This is a genomic window from Micromonospora sp. NPDC048868 (assembly GCF_043198195.1).
GTDB lineage: Bacteria > Actinomycetota > Actinomycetes > Mycobacteriales > Micromonosporaceae > Micromonospora > Micromonospora reichwaldensis.
The window spans coordinates 143,791-160,599 of sequence record NZ_JBICUN010000014.1 but is presented as its reverse complement, the minus strand read 5'-3'; the positions used below and the strand labels follow the sequence as shown (position 1 = coordinate 160,599).

Annotated in this window: 9 protein-coding genes; 8 read left to right on the top strand and 1 reads right to left on the bottom strand. The window is 74.6% G+C overall.

The window, feature by feature from the left end; translation table 11 throughout:
• Positions 1-62: 62 nt before the first annotated feature.
• A complete protein-coding gene (locus ACGFNF_RS21605) occupies positions 63-1,067 on the bottom strand; it encodes a TauD/TfdA family dioxygenase (protein WP_393170197.1) in 1,005 nt (334 codons plus the stop codon).
• A 218-nt stretch (positions 1,068-1,285) separates the two neighbouring features.
• Between ACGFNF_RS21605 and ACGFNF_RS21600 the strand changes: the two genes are divergently transcribed.
• From ACGFNF_RS21600 to ACGFNF_RS21565, 8 genes are read left to right on the top strand one after another with little or no spacing between them, the layout of a single operon-like run.
• Positions 1,286-1,504: an MbtH family NRPS accessory protein gene (locus tag ACGFNF_RS21600; protein WP_091630286.1), complete on the top strand. Its 219-nt coding sequence runs from the start codon at positions 1,286-1,288 to the stop codon at positions 1,502-1,504.
• Positions 1,505-1,515: 11 nt separating this feature from the next.
• Positions 1,516-3,408: an amino acid adenylation domain-containing protein gene (locus tag ACGFNF_RS21595; protein WP_393170194.1), complete on the top strand. Its 1,893-nt coding sequence runs from the start codon at positions 1,516-1,518 to the stop codon at positions 3,406-3,408.
• Positions 3,405-9,872: an amino acid adenylation domain-containing protein gene (locus ACGFNF_RS21590; RefSeq protein ID WP_393170192.1), complete on the top strand. Its 6,468-nt coding sequence runs from the start codon at positions 3,405-3,407 to the stop codon at positions 9,870-9,872. Before ACGFNF_RS21595 ends, ACGFNF_RS21590 begins: the two co-directional genes overlap by 4 nt.
• A gap of 46 nt (positions 9,873-9,918) precedes the next feature.
• Entirely contained in the window at positions 9,919-11,196 is a 1,278-nt protein-coding gene (locus ACGFNF_RS21585; protein WP_393170190.1) for an MFS transporter, read from the top strand.
• Positions 11,197-11,198: 2 nt separating this feature from the next.
• Positions 11,199-11,654: an aspartate 1-decarboxylase gene (gene panD, locus ACGFNF_RS21580; protein ID WP_132240573.1), complete on the top strand. Its 456-nt coding sequence runs from the start codon at positions 11,199-11,201 to the stop codon at positions 11,652-11,654.
• Positions 11,641-12,657: a 2,3-diaminopropionate biosynthesis protein SbnA gene (gene sbnA, locus ACGFNF_RS21575; protein WP_393170188.1), complete on the top strand. Its 1,017-nt coding sequence runs from the start codon at positions 11,641-11,643 to the stop codon at positions 12,655-12,657. Before panD ends, sbnA begins: the two co-directional genes overlap by 14 nt.
• Complete coding sequence (sbnB, locus tag ACGFNF_RS21570; protein ID WP_393170186.1) at positions 12,651-13,652, top strand: 2,3-diaminopropionate biosynthesis protein SbnB; 1,002 nt, start codon at positions 12,651-12,653, stop codon at positions 13,650-13,652. Before sbnA ends, sbnB begins: the two co-directional genes overlap by 7 nt.
• Positions 13,642-16,809, top strand: a complete 3,168-nt coding sequence (locus ACGFNF_RS21565; RefSeq protein ID WP_393170184.1) for an amino acid adenylation domain-containing protein — start codon at positions 13,642-13,644, stop codon at positions 16,807-16,809. The genes sbnB and ACGFNF_RS21565 overlap by 11 nt, the downstream gene beginning before the upstream one ends.

Sequence of the window (16,809 nt, the reverse complement as noted above, 5' to 3'; positions counted from 1 at the left end):
CGCTGCGATGCCGTGGGGAGTTGGTGCGGTGTGCGCGAGGGCCCCGGGCACACCGCCGACGGTCACCCCGGGGCCGCGCCGGCCGCCGCGAGCGCCGCGCGGTACGGCTCGGCCATCGCCACGGCGATCCTGCGGTCGCCGGTGAACGGTTCCCGGGCGTGCGCGGCGAGCATGTTGTCCACCACCAGGACGTCGTCGCGCTGCCAGTCGAAGCGCCGCTGGGCGGACCGGTAGCAGTCCCGCAGGTGGGCCACCACGTCGTCCGGGATGCGCCCGCCGTCGCCGTAGTAGGTGTTCGTGGGCAGCTCGGTCTCGTCGAACAGTTCCCGCAGCCCGGCGCAGACCTCCTCGGCCAGCGTGGTCACGTGGAAGAAGGTCACGTGGTTGAACCAGAGCAGCTCGCCGGTGCCGGGGTGCCGGTGCACGGCGTCGCGTCGGGCGCGGGTACGCAGTCCCGAGCCGGTCCACTCCACCTCGATGCCGCCGCGGGCGCAGTAGCGCGACACCTCGTCCCGGTCGTCGGTGTTGAACGCCCGCTGCCAGGGCACGCCGAAGCCGTCGTGGAAGTTGCGCACCACCAGCCAGCCCCGGGCGACGAACTCGGCACACACCGCCGGGTCGATGCGCTGGCGCACCAGGCGGGTGTCGGCAAGCGGGGTGGCGCCCAGGGTGGCCGGCGTACGCAGGCAGTAGAAGTACAGCGCCATGGGCCAGTCGGCCTGGTAGGAGTTCTCGTTGTGCAGGAAGATCTCCTCGGCCGGTGGGAAGTCCGTCGAGGTGTAGACCCGCCCCTGGATGGTGCTGCGGGGCGACGAGCGCTCGGCGTAGTCCAGCGGCTCACCGGAGAGCGCTCGGACCACCCCCTCGAAGCCGGCCACCCCGCCGACGTCGAACCCGCGCAGCAGGACGGCCCCGTGCTCACGCAGCCGGGCCCGGATCGCGGCCCGGTCGGCGGCCAGCCGCCCGCCGATCGGCTCCCCCGGCGCACCGGCGGACAGGACGAACGGAAGCGGTTTCTCGGCCGACCCGCGCGGCAGCGGCGGCACCGTCATCCGGGGCGTACTCATCGCTTCTCCTGTCGGCCTCTGGGCTGCCGGTCACGCGGCACGGCTCAGCCTCTCCGCTGAGGCACAGGTCAGAAAGAGAATCCCCGGCAAGGCTCGTACGCGTTTTTCTGCCAGTTCTTCTCTACGTACGGCGAACGGCGTCCCGGCAGGGTGTGACCGGCAGTGGGACCAGTGTCGTGTCGTACGACACGGCTGCCCTTTCCCGAGGAGGAGCCGGCATGTCCGACGAGAACACCGATGAGCGCGCGTACCGGGTCGTGGTGAACGACGAGGAGCAGTACTCGATCTGGCTGGGCGATCGGGAGCTGCCGCTGGGGTGGCGCGCGGAGGGCACCGAGGGCACCCGCGAGGAGTGCCTGAAGCGGATCGACGAGGTGTGGACCGACATGCGCCCGCTCAGCCTGCGCCGGCGCATGGAGCAGGCGGCGGGCCGGTAGTCGTGACCGCCATGGCGAAGCTGACCGCGGCCGACGGGCACCGGGTCCCGACAGCGTGGAACGACACCGAGGTCGCGTACCCGACCGACCCGTGCCTGCACGAGCTGTTCGAGGAGCAGGTACGGCGTACCCCGGACGCGATCGCCGTGGTGTCCGACGAGCGGACCGTCCGCTACGCCGAGCTGGACCGCGAGGCCGACCGGCTCGCGCGCCGGCTGCGGGCGGCCGGGGTGCGCGCGGAGTCGGTGGTGGGGGTGTGCCTGCACCGGGGGGTCGACCTGGTGGTGGCGCTGCTGGGGGTGCTCAAGGCGGGCGGCGCCTACCTTCCGGTGGAACCGGACCAGCCGGCCGACCGGATCCGCTACCTGCTGACCGACTCGAAGGCGACGACCGTCGTCACCGGCCCGGGCGTCGACCACGAGCCGCTGGCCGCCGCCACCGGCGCCCCGATCCGGGTCGACGACGATCACCGGGGGCTGCCGGGCGGCACCCCGGAGCCGGTCGTGGGTCCGGCCAACGCCGCCTACGTCATCTACACCTCCGGCTCCACCGGCCGCCCGAAGGGCGTCGTCGTGGAGCACCGCGCGATCGTCAACCGGGTGCGCTGGATGCCGGACGCCCTTGGCGCCGACGGCGGCGTGGTGCTCCAGAAGACGCCGTACGGCTTCGACGTCTCGGTGTGTGAGCTCTTCTCCCCGCTGACCACCGGGGCGACGCTGGTGACGGCCCGTCCCGGCGGGCACCGCGATCCGGCGTACCTGGCCCGGGTGGTGGCCGAACGGCAGGTCACCTCGATCCGGTTCGTGCCGTCGATGCTGCGCGCGTTCCTGGACGTGCTGCCCGCCGGCCGGACCAACCTGCCGTCGATCCGGCGGGTGCTGTGCAGCGGCGAGGCGCTCCCCGCCGACCTGGTGGCCGCGGCGCACGACCGGCTCGACTGCGAGGTGGTCAACCTCTACGGACCGACCGAGGCGGCGGTCGAGGTGACCAGCGCCCGCTGCCTGCCTGGCGAGGCGGTGACCATCGGCCGGCCGGTGGCCAACACCCGCACGTACATCGTGGACGGCGAGCTGCGACCGGTGCCGGTCGGTGAGCCCGGGGAACTGGTGCTCGCCGGGATCCAGCTCGCCCGGGGCTATCTCGGCCGGCCGGGACTGACCGCTGCCTGCTTCGTCCCCGACCCGTTCGCCGACCGGCCCGGACAGCGCATGTACCGCACCGGCGACCGGGCCCGGTACCTGCCGGACGGCAGCATCGAGTACCTGGGCCGGCGGGACCAGCAGGTGAAGATCAGGGGCTTCCGGATCGAGCTGGGCGAGATCGAGACGGTGCTCGGCCAGCATCCCGCCGTCCGCGCCGCCGTGGTGGACGTGCACCACGGCGCGGTCGGCGGCCCGCAGCTCGTCGCGTACCTGCTGCCGGCCGGCCCCGAGCCGGCCGACCATCGGGCGGTTCGCGCGTACCTGGCCGAGCGGGTGCCGGAGCACATGGTCCCGCAGAGCTGGGTGACGCTCGACGAGCTGCCCCTGACCGGCAGCGGAAAGGTCGACCGCCGGCGGCTGCCGGAGCCCGCCCCGGCCGGCCCGGTCGCCGACGGACCGGCGGTGGCGCCGCGTACCCCCACCGAACGGGCGGTCGCCGAGGTGTTGGCCGAGGTGCTGGGCGTCGACCGCTGCGGGACACACGACGACTTCTTCGACCTCGGCGGTCACTCCCTGCTGGCCACCCAGGTCGTCGCGCTGCTGCACGAACGGTTCCCGGTCGACCTGCCGGTCAGCGCGGTCTTCGAGGCGCCGACCGTGGCGGAGCTGGCGACGGTGCTCCAGCGGGCCGTCGAGGAGCGGGTGGCGGGGATGTCCGAGTCCGAATTGGAGACGATGTTGGCGCAGGTGGGCAAGGAATGACGACTCCCGAGGACCCGTCCCCGACCTCGACCGACGCCCGTCGTCGGGCGCTGGTGGAGGCGCTGCTGGCCGGGCGGGCCCCGGACCGGTCGCCGGCCAACCCGAGCGCGCCGCAGCGGCCGACCGGCCCGCTGCCGCTGTCCTACCCGCAGCAGGGGGTGTGGCTGCTCGACCAGATCCGGCCCGGCGGCGCGGAGTACGTCGTGCCGTTCAGCTGGCGGTTGACCGGCCCGCTGGACCCGGTGGCCCTCCGTGACGCCTGGCGGGAGGTCGTCCGGCGGCACGAGGTGCTGCGGACCCGCTACCGGGTCGTGGACGGCCGGCCGAGCCAGGTGGTCGGCCCGCCCGAGCCGGTCGAGCTGCCGGTGGTCGACCTGACCGGCTGCGCCCCGTCGCAGCGGCGGGAGCGGCTGGACGCGCTGATCCGGGACGAGGCGGGCACCCCGTTCGACCTGGGTCGGGACGCGCCGCTGCGGGTCCGGCTGGTCCGGCTCGCCGAGGACGAGCACGTCATGGTGCTGGTCGCCCACCACATCGCGTTCGACGGCTGGTCGGTCGGCGTGCTGGCCCGGGAACTCGGCGCGCTCTACCCGGCGCTGGTCGCCGGCGAGCCGTCCCCGCTCGCCCCGCCGCCGATCCAGTACGCGGACTTCGCGGTGCGGCAGCGGGACCGGGCGGCCGGCCTGACCGGGCAGCTCGACCACTGGCGCGACCGGCTGGCGGGCCTCGTGCCGCTGGAGCTGCCGACCGACCGGCCCCGCCCGCCCGTGCAGGACCCCCGGGGCGCGACGCTGCCGTTCACCGTGCCGGCCGACCTCGGTCGTGCCCTCGCCTCGATCGGGCGGCGGCACCGGGCGACCCCGTTCATGGTGCTGCTGGCGGTGTTCCAGGTGCTGCTGGCCCGCTACACCGGGCAGACCGACGTGGCGGTGGGCACCCCGGTCGCCGGGCGTACCCGCCCCGAGGTCCAGGACCTGATCGGGTACTTCGTCAACACGCTGGTGCTGCGGACCGACCTGTCCGGCGAGCCGACCTTCGTCGAGGTGCTGGCCCGGGTCCGGGAGACGGTGCTTGACGCGCAGTCCCACCAGGACGTGCCGTTCGAGCGGATCGTGGACGCGCTCTCCCCGGAGCGGGACCTGTCGCGCAACCCGCTGTTCCAGACCATGTTCGTGATGCAGAACGCCACGGCGGCCGACTTCGCCGGGGCGGGGCTGCGCGCGCGGCAGGTGCCGACGCTCTGGCACACCGCCAAGTTCGACCTGACCATGCAGGTGACCGAGGAGGCGGACGGCTCCTTCTCCGGGGTGGTCGAGTACGCGACGGCGTTGTTCGACGACGCGACCGCGCGGCGGCTGGCCGGGCACTACCAGCGGCTGCTGAGCGCCGTCGCCGCCGACCCGGACGCCCCGGTCACCCGGCTGCCCCTGCTCACCGACGCCGAGACCGCCCAGCTCTCGGCCTGGAACGACACCGCCGTCGAGCACCCCCGCCACACGCTGCTGCACCGGCTGATCGAGGCGCAGGTCGACGCCACCCCGGACGCGGTCGCCGTGCTCGACGACGACGAGGAGTTGACGTACGCCCAGCTCGACGCCCGCGCCAATCGGCTCGCCCACCGGCTGATCGCCCTCGGCGCCGGACCCGAACGGATCGTCGCCGTCAGCGCGCGACGCCGCGTCGCCCTCGCCGTGGCCCTCGTCGCCGTACTCAAGACCGGTGCCGCCTACCTGCCGCTCGACCCCGGCCACCCCGTCGAGCGGCTGCGCTGGATGCTCGCCGACGCCGGCGACCCCGTCACCCTGGTCGACGCCCCGGACCAGCACGACTGGTCCCCCGGTCCACGGGTCCACCTCGACGACCCGACACTCACCGACGAACCCGCCGGACGGCCCGGCGTCAACACCGACGACCGCAGCCCCGCCTACCTGATCTACACCTCGGGCTCCACCGGCCGCCCCAAGGGCGTCCTCGTCGACCACCGCGCCATCGTCAACCGGCTCCGCTGGATGCAGGACGCCTACCGGCTCGACCACACCGACCGGATCCTGCAGAAGACCCCACACACCTTCGACGTCAGCGTGTGGGAGTTCTTCTGGCCCCTGACCGCCGGCGCCGCCCTCGTCATGGCCCGCCCCGACGGGCACCGCGACCCCGCCTACCTCGCCGAGACCATCGACCGGCGGCGGGTCACCACCGTCCACTTCGTCCCCTCGATGCTGCGCGCCTTCACCGCCCACCTCGCCGCCACCCGCACCGCCCTGCCCCACCTGCGCCGCGTCGTCTGCTCCGGCGAGGCGCTGCCCGACGACCTCGCCGCCGCCGTGCACGCCCACCTCGACGTCGAGCTGCACAACCTCTACGGGCCCACCGAGGCCGCCGTCGACGTGACGGCCGCCCGCGTCCGCCCCGGGCAGACCGTCACCATCGGCAGCCCCATCGCCAACACCGGCGCCCACATCCTCGACCCGTGGGGCAACCCGGTCCCCGTCGGCGTACCGGGAGAACTCCTGCTCACCGGCGTGCAGCTGGCCCGCGGCTACCACCGCCGGCCCGCGCTCACCGCCGCACGCTTCATCCCCGCCGACGGCGGCCGGCGCGCCTACCGCACCGGCGACCAGGCCCGCTGGCGCCCGGACGGCACCATCGAGTACCTCGGCCGCCTCGACCACCAGGTGAAGATCCGCGGCAACCGCATCGAGCTCGGCGAGATCGAGGCCGCCCTCACCGACCACCCCGGCGTCCGTACCGCCGTCGTGCACCCGCACGGCCCCGGCGACGACCGGCGACTCGCCGCCTACCTCGTCGCCGCCGACGGCCCTCCCGCCGACGCCGACACCCTGCGCACCCACCTGCGCGCGCGGCTGCCCGAGTACATGGTCCCCACCCACTGGGTCGCGCTCACCGAACTCCCCCTGACCAGCAGCGGGAAGATCGACCGCAACGCACTCCCCCCGCCCGGCACGCACGCCGCGCGCAGCGGCGGGCACACCCCACCGGCCACCCCCACCCAGCACCTGATCGTGGCCGCCTACGCCCGGGCCCTCGCCGGCAACGCCGGACCGATCGGCATCCACGACCGCTTCTTCGACATCGGCGGCGACAGCATCCGCGCCATCCGGGTCGTCGGGAACCTCCGCGACCAGGGGCTCGACCTCACCGTCACGGACCTCTTCCGGTACCGGACGGTCGCCGAGCTCGCCGCGGCCGTCGACGCCCGGGAGGGCGGGCTGCCTGCCGAGGCCACCCGCCTGGTCGACCGGTTCGCGCTCATCGGCGAGGAGGACCGGGCCCGACTGCCCGAGGGCGTCGTCGACGCGTACCCGCTGTCGATGGCGCAGGCCGGCATGGCGTACGAGATGCTCGCCGACCCGACCGGCGAGCTGTACCTGAACAGCCTCTGCTATCCGGTCGAGGGCGAGGCGTTCTCGCTGCCCGCCCTGCGCGCCGCCGCCCGGCTGCTCGCCGCCCGGCACGAGATCCTGCGGGCCTCGATCGACCTGACCTCCTACCGCGAGCCGCTCCAGCTGATCCACCCGGGCGCGGAGATCCGGGTCGGCCACACCGACCTGCGGGACCTGCCGGCCGCCGAGGTGGAGGGCACCGTGGCCCGGCTGGTCGCCGAGGAGCGCCGGGACCGCTTCGACCTGGGCACGCCGTCGCTGCTGCGGCTGCACGCCTACCAGCTCGCCGACGACCGGTGGCGACTGCTGGTCAGCTACAGCCACGCCATCCTGGACGGCTGGAGCCAGAACTCGCTGGTCCCGGAGCTGCTGGCGTACCACCGGCGGATCCGGGACGGGCAGGACCCGCGGCCCGCCCCGGTGCCGGCCGTCCGGTTCGCCGACGCGGTGGCGCTGGAGCGCCGCGCGGTGGCCGCCGGGGTGGACCGCGAGTTCTGGGCGTCGCGGGTACGCACCCACGAGCGGCTCAGCGTGCCGGCGGCGTGGGCGGGTGCGGGGGCCCGGTACCGGGCGACGCGGCTGCCCTTCGCCGACCTGATGCCGGGGCTGCGGGAGCTGGCCCGCACGGCGGACGTACCGCTGAAGAGCCTGCTGTTCACCGCGCACCTGGCCGTGCTGGGCGTCGTGACCGGGCAGCGGCGCTTCCACAGCGGGCTGGTCTGCAACGGACGGCCCGAGCTGACCGACGGCGACCAGGTGCGCGGCATGTTCCTCAACACCGTGCCGTTCGCGGTGGAGCTGACCGCGCCGACCTGGGCCGAGCAGGCCCGCCGGGTCTTCGCCGGGGAGGTCGCGCTCTGGCCGCACCGGCACTACCCGCTGCCGGCGATGCAACGCGAGTGGGGCGAGCAGAAGCCGCTTGTGGACGTCTTCTTCAACTACACCGACATGCACGTGCTCGACCTCGACGGCATCGACCGGTCCGCGATCACCGACACCACCCCGAACGAGTTCGGCCTCTCGGTGTCCAGCGAGCCCGGTCAGCTGATCATCGAGGCCGGCACCGACCGGATCTCCGACGGCCACCTGGACCTGCTCACCCGGACCTACCGGCGGGTGCTGGAGGCGATGGTCGCCGACCCGGCGGGTGACCCGCGCCGGTGCGGGCTGCCGGAGCCCGACCGGCGCGCCCTGCTCGGCCTCGGCGCCGGCGGACCGCGACCGGTCCCGGACGGGACGCTGCCCGAGTGGGTCGCCCGGCAGGTGGCGGCCACCCCGGACGCGGACGCGGTGGTCTTCGGCGCCGACGTGCTCAGCTACGCCGAGCTGGACCGCCGGACCAACCGCCTCGCCCACCACCTGCGGGAGCTGGGCGTCGGGCCGGGGACGCTGGTCGGGGTGCACCTGGACCGCAGCGCGGGCCTGGTCGTGGCGTTCCTCGCGGTGCTGGCCGCCGGTGGCGCGTACCTGCCGCTGGACCCCGACTACCCGGCGCAGCGGACCGCCTTCATGCTGGCCGACGCCGGCGCGCAGGTGATGGTGACCGAGACCGCGCTGGCCGGGCGGCTGGACACCGCCGGGATCCGGACGGTGCTGCTGGACGCGGAGCGGGCGGCGATCGACGCCCGCCCCGAGCGGCGGCTGCCCGACCGGCCGGCCGCCGACGACCTGGCGTACGTCATCTACACCTCGGGATCGACAGGCACCCCGAAGGGGGTGATGATCGACCACCGGGGGCTGGGCAACTTCCTCGCCGCGATGCGGCACCGGCCGGGTCTGCCGGCGGGGGCCACCGTGGTCGGCCTGACCACCGTGTCGTTCGACCCCTCGGTGCTGGAGCTGTACCTGCCGCTGCTGGTCGGCGGCCGGGTGGTGATCGCCGACGCGGAGCAGACCCGCGATCCGCAGCGGATGGCCGAGCTGATCGACCGCGCCGGGCCGGCGGTGCTCCAGGCCACCCCCGTGACGTACCGGATGCTGTTGGACTCCGGCTGGTCCCCGCCGGCCGGCGCGACCGTGCTCTGCGGCGGCGAGAAGCTGCCGACCGAGCTGGCGGTCCGGCTCGCCTCGACCGGGGCCACCGTGTGGGACATCTACGGGCCGACCGAGACCACGGTCTGGTCGACCACGACCCGGCTGGCTCCCGACGGTCGGCCCGTCGACTTCGGCATGGCCCCGAACGCCGGGCTCCACATCCTGGACGAGCGGCTGGAGCCGGTACCGGTCGGCGTTCCCGGCGAGATCCACATCGGCGGGGACGGGGTGGCCTGGGGCTACCGCGCCCGGCCCGCCCTCACCGCGGAGAAGTTCGTTCCCGACCCGCACTCCACGGCGCCGGGCGCGCGCATGTACCGCACCGGCGACCTGGCCCGCTGGCACGCCGACGGGCACCTGGAGATCCTCGGCCGCGTCGACCACCAGGTGAAGATCCGGGGACACCGGATCGAACCGGCCGAGGTCGAGGCGGCGCTGCTGGCCCACGAGCACGTCCGGGCCGCCGTGGTGCACCCGCAGCGGTACGGCGGGGAGCAGGAGCTGGTCGCGTACCTGGTCGGCGGGGGGCGGCACCCGGTGCCGACCGGCGAGCAGCTGCGCGAGTTCCTGCTCCGTACGCTGCCGGACTACCTGTGCCCGGCCGCCCACGTGACGCTGGACGCCTTCCCGCTCACCCCGACCGGCAAGGTCGACCGCAACGCCCTGCCGGTGCCGCGACCCGGCGCCGGCGGGCGGAGGGAACCCGTGCGGGTGGCGCCGCGTACCGCCGACGAGCGGACGGTCGCGCAGGTGTGGGGCGAGGTGCTCGGCACCGGCGAGGTGGGCGTGCACGAGAACTTCTTCCAAGTCGGCGGGCACTCGCTGCTGGCCACCCGGGTCGCGGTCCGGCTGCGGGACCTGCTCCGCGTCGACGTGCCGGTCCGAGCCCTGTTCGACCACCCGACCGTCGCCCGGCTGGTCGGGGCACTGCCCGGCTACCCGAAGCTGGACGACCGGCCGGCGGTCCCCAGGCTGACCGCCCGGAGCCGGCTGGCCGACGTCGCCGCCCGCCGGGGTGCCCGGTGACCGCGCGCGGGGGCCCCGCCGGCCGCCGCCGGATCGGTGGCGACCGGTGAGCCGGGTCGACGCTCCGGTCGTCGGGGAGCGGATCCCGCCGCTGCACCGCAACCGGGACTTCCTGCTGCTGTGGAGCGGGTCGGCGGTCTCCATGCTCGGCTCGACCGCGTCGCTGGTGGCGTACCCGCTGCTGGTGCTGGCGCTGACCGGCTCGCCGGGCGCCGCCGGGCTGGCCGGCTTCGTGGCGCTGCTGCCGACGCTGCTGTTCCAGCTGCCGGCCGGGGCGCTGGTGGACCGGTGGGACCGCAAACGGGTGATGATCTGGTGCGACGTGCTGCGGGCCCTGGGGGTGGGCAGCATCGTGGCGGCGATCGCCGTCGACGAGCTGCACCTGTGGCACGTGCTGGCCGTCGGTTTCGTCGAGGGGACGCTGTCGGTCGGCTACGAGCTGGCGGCCGGCGCGGCGATCCCGAACGTGGTGCACCCGAGCCAGGTGACCACGGCGCTGTCGCGCAACGAGGCCCGCGAGCGGGCCGCGGTGATGGCCGGCACCCCGCTCGGCGGCGCGCTGTTCGGGCTGGGGCGGATCTGGCCGTTCGTGCTGGACACCGTCTCCTACCTGGTCTCCCTGCTGACGCTGCTGTTCATCCGCCGCGACTTCCAGGCCGCACCGGGCGACGCGACCGACCCCGACACCCGTCCCGGGAAGCTGGCCGCCGAACTCACGCACGGGCTGCGGTGGTTGTGGGGGCAGCCGTTCCTGCGCACAGCCACCCTGCTCGTCGCCGGCAGCAACCTGCTGTTCCGCGTCCTGTTCCTGATCATCATCGTGGCGTTCGAGGCCGCCGGGGCGGCCCCGGCCGCAATCGGCCTGCTGCTCGGTGTGGCCGGCACCAGCGGGGTGCTCGGCTCGCTGGTGGCGACGTGGTGCGCCGGGCGGTTCCCGATGCGCGCGATCGTCATCGCCGCGAACTGGGTGTGGGCGCTGATGACCTGCGTCATCGCCCTCACCGACGACCGCTACCTGATCGGCGCCGCGTACGCCCTGATGTGGTTCGTGGGGCCGATCTGGAACGTGGCGGTCGCCGGGTACCAGATGGCCATCACGCCCGACCGCATCCAGGGCCGGGTGCTCAGCGCGGTCAGCCTGCTGGCCAACGGCGCGGTCGCGCTCGGTTCCCTGGTCGGCGGCTTCCTGCTGGAGTCGCTCGGGCCGGCACCCGCCGCGTGGTCGATGGCCGTCTGGATGGTCCTGCTCGCCGCCCTGGCGACGCTCAGCCGCTCGATACGTCGAGCGGGCTTTCTGCCGATCGAGCCCTCAAGGAGGAGCTGAAGGTGTTGCGCACCATACTCAAGTCGAAGATCCACCGCGCGGTGGTCACGCAGGCCGACCTGCACTACGTCGGCTCGCTGACCATCGACGAGGATCTGATGGACGCCGCCGACCTGCTCGCCGGCGAGCAGGTGCACGTGGTGGACATCAACAACGGCGCCCGCCTGGAGACGTACGTCATCGCCGGCAGGCGCGGCAGCGGGGTCATCGGGATCAACGGGGCCGCCGCCCGGCTGATCCACCCCGGCGACCTGGTCATCATCATCAGCTACGCGGCGATGGCCGACCCGGACGCCAAGGGCTACTCGCCCCGGGTGGTGATGGTGGACGAGGCCAACCGGATGCTCGGCACCACCGACGACCCGGCCGAGGCGATCCCCGGCACCGCGACCGTGCCCGGTAACACCCTGCGGGCCGCTACGGATCCCCGTAGCGGGAGCGAACATGCGGGCCGATGAGACCGACGTCGGCGGGGTGCTGACCACGATCGGCGGCTCCCCACTGGTCCGGCTCGACAAGCTCATGCCGGACGCCGCGTTCACGCTGTGGGCGAAGCTGGAGGCGCACAACCCGGGCGGCAGCATCAAGGACCGCTCGGCGTTGGGCATGCTGATCGACCGGCTGCGGACCGGGCAGCTGCAACCCGGCCGGTCGGTGGTGGTCGAGTCCAGTTCGGGCAATCTCGGCATCGGGCTGGCTCAGGTGTGCCGCTACTTCGGCCTCCGGTTCATCTGCGTGGTGGACCCCCGCACGAACGCGCAGAACATCGCGGTCATGCGCGCGTTCGACGCCGAGGTGGAGGTGGTGACCCGCACCGACCCGGCCACGGGCGAGTACCTGCCGCAGCGCATCCGCCGGGTCCAGGAGCTGGTCGCGACCATCCCGAACGCCTGGTGGCCGGACCAGTACGGCAACCCGTTGAACCCCCGCGCCCACGAGACCACCATGCGGGAGATCGTCGAGGGGGTGCCCACCCCGCTGGACTTCCTGTTCTGCGCGACCAGTTCCTGCGGCACGCTGCGCGGCTGTGCCGACTACGCGCGCCGGCACGAGCTGGCGCTGACAATCGTCGCGGTGGACGCGGCGGGCAGCGCGATCTTCGGTGACCATCCCCCGCGCAAGCGGCTCATCCCCGGCCACGGCGCGGGGATCCGGCCGAAGCTCTACCGGGACGGGCTGGCCGACAAGGTGCTGCACGTCGACGACCTGGACTGTGTGGTCGGCTGCCGCCGGCTGGCCCGCCGGGAGGCCATCCTCGCCGGTGGTTCGTCCGGGGCGGTGGTGGCCGCCCTGGAGCAGTTTCGCGACCTGATCCCGGCCGGCGCGACCTGCGCGCTGATCTTTCCCGATCGGGGTGAGCGCTACCTGAACACGATCTACGACGACGACTGGGTGACCGGGCACTTCGGCGACGTCACCCACCTGTGGAGGGACCGGACAATGGACGTGCCGTCATGCTGATCGTGTCCGCCGGCGAGGTCCGGCAGATCCTGGCCGACCGGGAGGACGCCGTCCTGGACGCGGTCCGCCGCGCCTACGTCCTGCACGGGCGGGGGCGTACCGTGCTGCCGCACTCGGTGTTCCTGCGGTTCCCGGAGGACGCCCGCAACCGGATCATCGGGCTGCCCGCGTACCTGGGCGACGACTCCCCGGTCGCCGGCATGAAGTGGATCTCGTCGTTCCCCGGCAACGTCGACCGCGGGCTGGCCCGCGCCTCCGCCGCGATCGTGGTGAACTCGATGACCGACGGCCACCCGGTCGCGCTGATCGAGGGCTCCACGATCTCCGCCCGGCGGACGGCCGCCAGCGCCGCCCTGGCCGCCGGCGCCCTCGCCCCGCCGGCCGGCGGCGTCTCCCTGGTCGGCTGCGGCGTGATCAACTTCGAGGTGCTGCGGTTCCTCCGCGCGGTGCTGCCCGGCCTGACGGAGGTGACCGTCTTCGACCTGGACGCCGGGCGGGCCGCCGCGTTCGCCCGGCGCTGCGCGCGGTGGGACCTGAAGGTGCGCGTCGCCGGCGGCGTCGAGGAGGCGCTCGGCGCCCACCCGCTGGTCTGCCTGGCCACGACGGCGGGCGTACCGCACCTGGGGCTGGCGCACTGCCGCCCCGGGGCACTCGTGCTGCACCTGTCGCTGCGGGACATCTTCCCGGCGGACGTCCGCACCGCCGTCAACGTCGTCGACGACGCCGACCACGTCTGCCGGGCGGCCACCTCGCTGCACCTGGCGGAGCAGGAGGCCGGCAACCGCGACTTCATCGCCGGCGGCATCGGCGAGATCCTGGACGGGGCCGGCTGGCGGCACGACCCGCAACGGGTCACCGTCTACTCGCCGTTCGGCCTGGGCGTGCTCGACCTCGCCGTGGCCGAGCTGGTGCGGCGGGCCGCGGAACGCGACGGCCTCGGCACCCGGCTGCCGGACTTCCTGACCATCGCGCCGGAGGACCCGGATGCCGACTGAGCCGGGCGTCGCACCGTGGAACGACACGGCCAGGAGCTACCCGGGACAGCCGGCCCTGCACGAGCTGGTGCACGGGCAGGCGGCGCGCACCCCGGACGCCGTCGCGGTGGTCACCGAACGGGAGCAGCTCAGCTACGCCGAACTGGTACGGCGGTCCGACCGGCTCGCCGACCTGCTGGTCGCGCGGGGCGTCGGCCCGGAGTCCCGGGTCGGGGTGTGCCTGCACCGGGGCGGCGACCTGGTGGTGGCCCTGCTCGGCGTCCTCACCGCCGGAGCCGCCTACGTGCCGCTGGACCCGGAGCACCCGGCCCGGCGGATCGCCCTGCTGGTGGCCGACGCGGGGCTGGACACCGTGGTGGCCGACCCGGGCCTGCCGGCCCTTGCCGAGGCGGGCCGCAGCGTCGCCACCGTGCCGGTGGGCCGGGAGACCCCCGGTCGGCCGGCCGGGGCGCCGCGGGTCACCGTCGACGCGGATCATCCGGCGTACGTCATCTACACCTCCGGGTCCACCGGTCGGCCCAAGGGCGTGGTGATCCCGCACCGCGCCATCGTCAACCGGGTCCGCTGGGGGCTGGACGCGCATCCGCTGGGCCCCGACGACCGGGTGCTCCAGAAGACCCCGTACGGCTTCGACGTCTCGGTGCCGGAGATCTTCGGCACCCTGGCCGCCGGCGCGCGGCTGGTGATGGCCCGCCCCGGCGGACACCGCGACCCGGCCTACCTGATCGACACGATCCGCCGGTACGGGATCACCGCGATCCACTTCGTACCGTCGATGCTGCGGGCGTTCCTCGCCGAGGTCCGCGACGCCGGCGCCCGCCTGCCCACCCTGCGCCGGATCGTCTGCAGCGGCGAGGAGCTGACCGGTGACCTGGTCACCGAGGCCGACGAGCTGATCGGCTGCGAGCTGCTCAACCTCTACGGCCCGACCGAGGCGGCGGTGGAGGTGACCGGGTCGCGCTGCCGGGCGGGTGAGCCGGTCAGCATCGGCCACGCGGTGGCGAACACCCGCACCCACGTCCTGGACGAGCGCGGCGAGGCGGCGGAGGTCGGCGAACTCTGCCTGGCCGGGGTGCAGCTCGCCCGGGGCTACCTGGGCCGGCCCGGGCTGACGGCCGAGAGGTTCGTCCCCGACCCGTTCGGCCCGCCCGGTTCCCGGCTGTACCGCACCGGGGACCTGGCCCGGCGGCTGCCCGACGGGGCGGTGGACTACCTGGGCCGGATCGACCACCAGGTCAAGATCCGGGGCCACCGGGTCGAGCTGGGTGAGATCGACGCGGCGCTGCGTACCGTGCCGGGCGTGCGGGCCGCCGCCACCGCCGTGCACGCCGGGCAGCTCGTCGGGTACGTGGTGGCCGGCGCCGTCCCCGGCGTCCGGGTGCTCCGGGCCCACCTCGCCGAACGGCTGCCCGGGCACATGGTCCCGTCGGCGTTCGTGGCCGTGCTGGCGTTGCCGGTCGGGCCGAGCGGCAAACTGGACCGGGCAGCCCTGCCCGCGCCCGACGGGCACCGGCTCGCCGACGGGGAGCGGGTCGAACCGCGTACCGACGACGAGCGCCGGCTCGCCGGCATCTGGGCCGAGGTGCTCGGCGCCGGGCCGGTCGGGGTGCACGACACCTTCGTGGAGCTGGGCGGCGACTCGCTGGCGGCCGCCCGGGTCTGCTCCCGCCTCCGCCAGCTGTGGGGCCGGTCGCTCTCCCCCGCCGACGTGCTCACCGCCACCGTGGCCGACCTCGTCGGGGCCGGCCGGGCGGCGGCCGGCACCGGTGGCGCAGCCGGGGAGAGCCAGCCGCCGGGCGCACCGGACGTCGACACCGACCGGCCGGCCACCGGGACGCTCAGCGCCGCCCAGCACCGGATCTGGTTCGCCGACCAGCTCGATCCGGGATCGACCACCTACACGATCGCCGAGTCCTACCGCCTGCGCGGACCCGTCGACGTCGACACGCTGGGCGCCGCCCTGGCGGACACGGTGCGCCGGCACCCGGCCCTGCGGACCACCTTCCGGTCCCGGCGCGGCGTGCCGTACGCGGAGATCGGGCCGGACGCCCGGGTGCCGGTCGAGGTGCGCACCGTCGCCGACCTCACCGAGGCGCGGGTGGCCGTCGAACGGCTCGCCGCCGTGCCGTTCGCGCTCGCCGAGGGGCCGCTGCTGCGGGTCACCCTGCTGCGCCTGGCCCCCGAGGAGCACGTCCTGGCCGCCACCGTCCACCACGTCGTCGCCGACGACTGGTCGATGGACGTACTGTGGCGCGACCTCTGCCAGGCGTACGCGCGGCGCCGCCGGGGCGACACGGTGGCCGTCGACCCGCTGCCGCCGGCCCCGCTGCCGGCGACCGACCCGGCCGACCTCGACTACTGGCGCCGGCACCTCGCCGGCGCGCCGCCCACCCTGGACCTTCCGACCGACCTGCCCCGACCGGCGCGGCTGCGGCAGAGCGGGGCCACCGTCCGGTTCGGCCTGTCGGCGGAGACCACCGCCGCGGTGCGGACGCTGGCCCGGGCCACCGGCTCGACCCCGTTCATGGTGCTGCTCACCGCGTTCACCGTGCTGGTCGGGCAGCTCGCCGGCCGCGACGACCTGGTGGTCGGCACGTTCGCCGCGAACCGCGACACGGAGGCGGCGGAGAACGGGATCGGGATGTTCGCCAACACCCTCGCCCTGCGGGTGCCCTGCCCGCCCGGGGCGGCCTTCGCCGATTTGCTGCTGCGAGTACGTGACGTGGCGCTGGCCGGGTACCGGCACCAGGGGTTCCCCTTCGACCGGCTGGTGACGGCGCTGCGTCCGAAGCGCGACCTGGGCCGCAACCCGTTGGTCCAGGTCGCCTTCCAGACTCTCGGTGACCTGACCGGTCGACTCCGGCTACCCGGGGTGACCGCCGAGCCGTTCCGGCACGGCCAGGGCGGTTCCCCCTTCGACCTGCTGCTCACCGTACGGGGAGAGGGAACGCGGCTGACCGGGTCCCTCCAGTACCACGAGGACCTGTTCACCGCCGACCGCGCCGCCTCGTTCGCCGCCGGCTTCAGCGGGATCCTCGCCGCGGCGGTGCGTCGCCCCGAGGAGGCGGTCGGGCGGTTGGCCCGGCAGTGGATCGTGGGCGCCGGTGCGGAAAATGCGGGGGCGGCGGCCGGCAATCTGGGTGCGGCGGCCCGATGA

What these genes read in the sequence shown, in the direction of transcription:
- ACGFNF_RS21605 (WP_393170197.1), bottom strand. Translation starts at nt 1,067, where the DNA reads ATGAGTACGCCCCGGATGACGGTGCCGCCGCTGCCGCGCGGGTCGGCC.
- ACGFNF_RS21600 (WP_091630286.1), top strand. Translation starts at nt 1,286, where the DNA reads ATGTCCGACGAGAACACCGATGAGCGCGCGTACCGGGTCGTGGTGAAC.
- ACGFNF_RS21595 (WP_393170194.1), top strand. Translation starts at nt 1,516, where the DNA reads ATGGCGAAGCTGACCGCGGCCGACGGGCACCGGGTCCCGACAGCGTGG.
- ACGFNF_RS21590 (WP_393170192.1), top strand. Translation starts at nt 3,405, where the DNA reads ATGACGACTCCCGAGGACCCGTCCCCGACCTCGACCGACGCCCGTCGT.
- sbnA (WP_393170188.1), top strand. Translation starts at nt 11,641, where the DNA reads ATGCGGGCCGATGAGACCGACGTCGGCGGGGTGCTGACCACGATCGGC.
- sbnB (WP_393170186.1), top strand. Translation starts at nt 12,651, where the DNA reads ATGCTGATCGTGTCCGCCGGCGAGGTCCGGCAGATCCTGGCCGACCGG.
- ACGFNF_RS21565 (WP_393170184.1), top strand. Translation starts at nt 13,642, where the DNA reads ATGCCGACTGAGCCGGGCGTCGCACCGTGGAACGACACGGCCAGGAGC.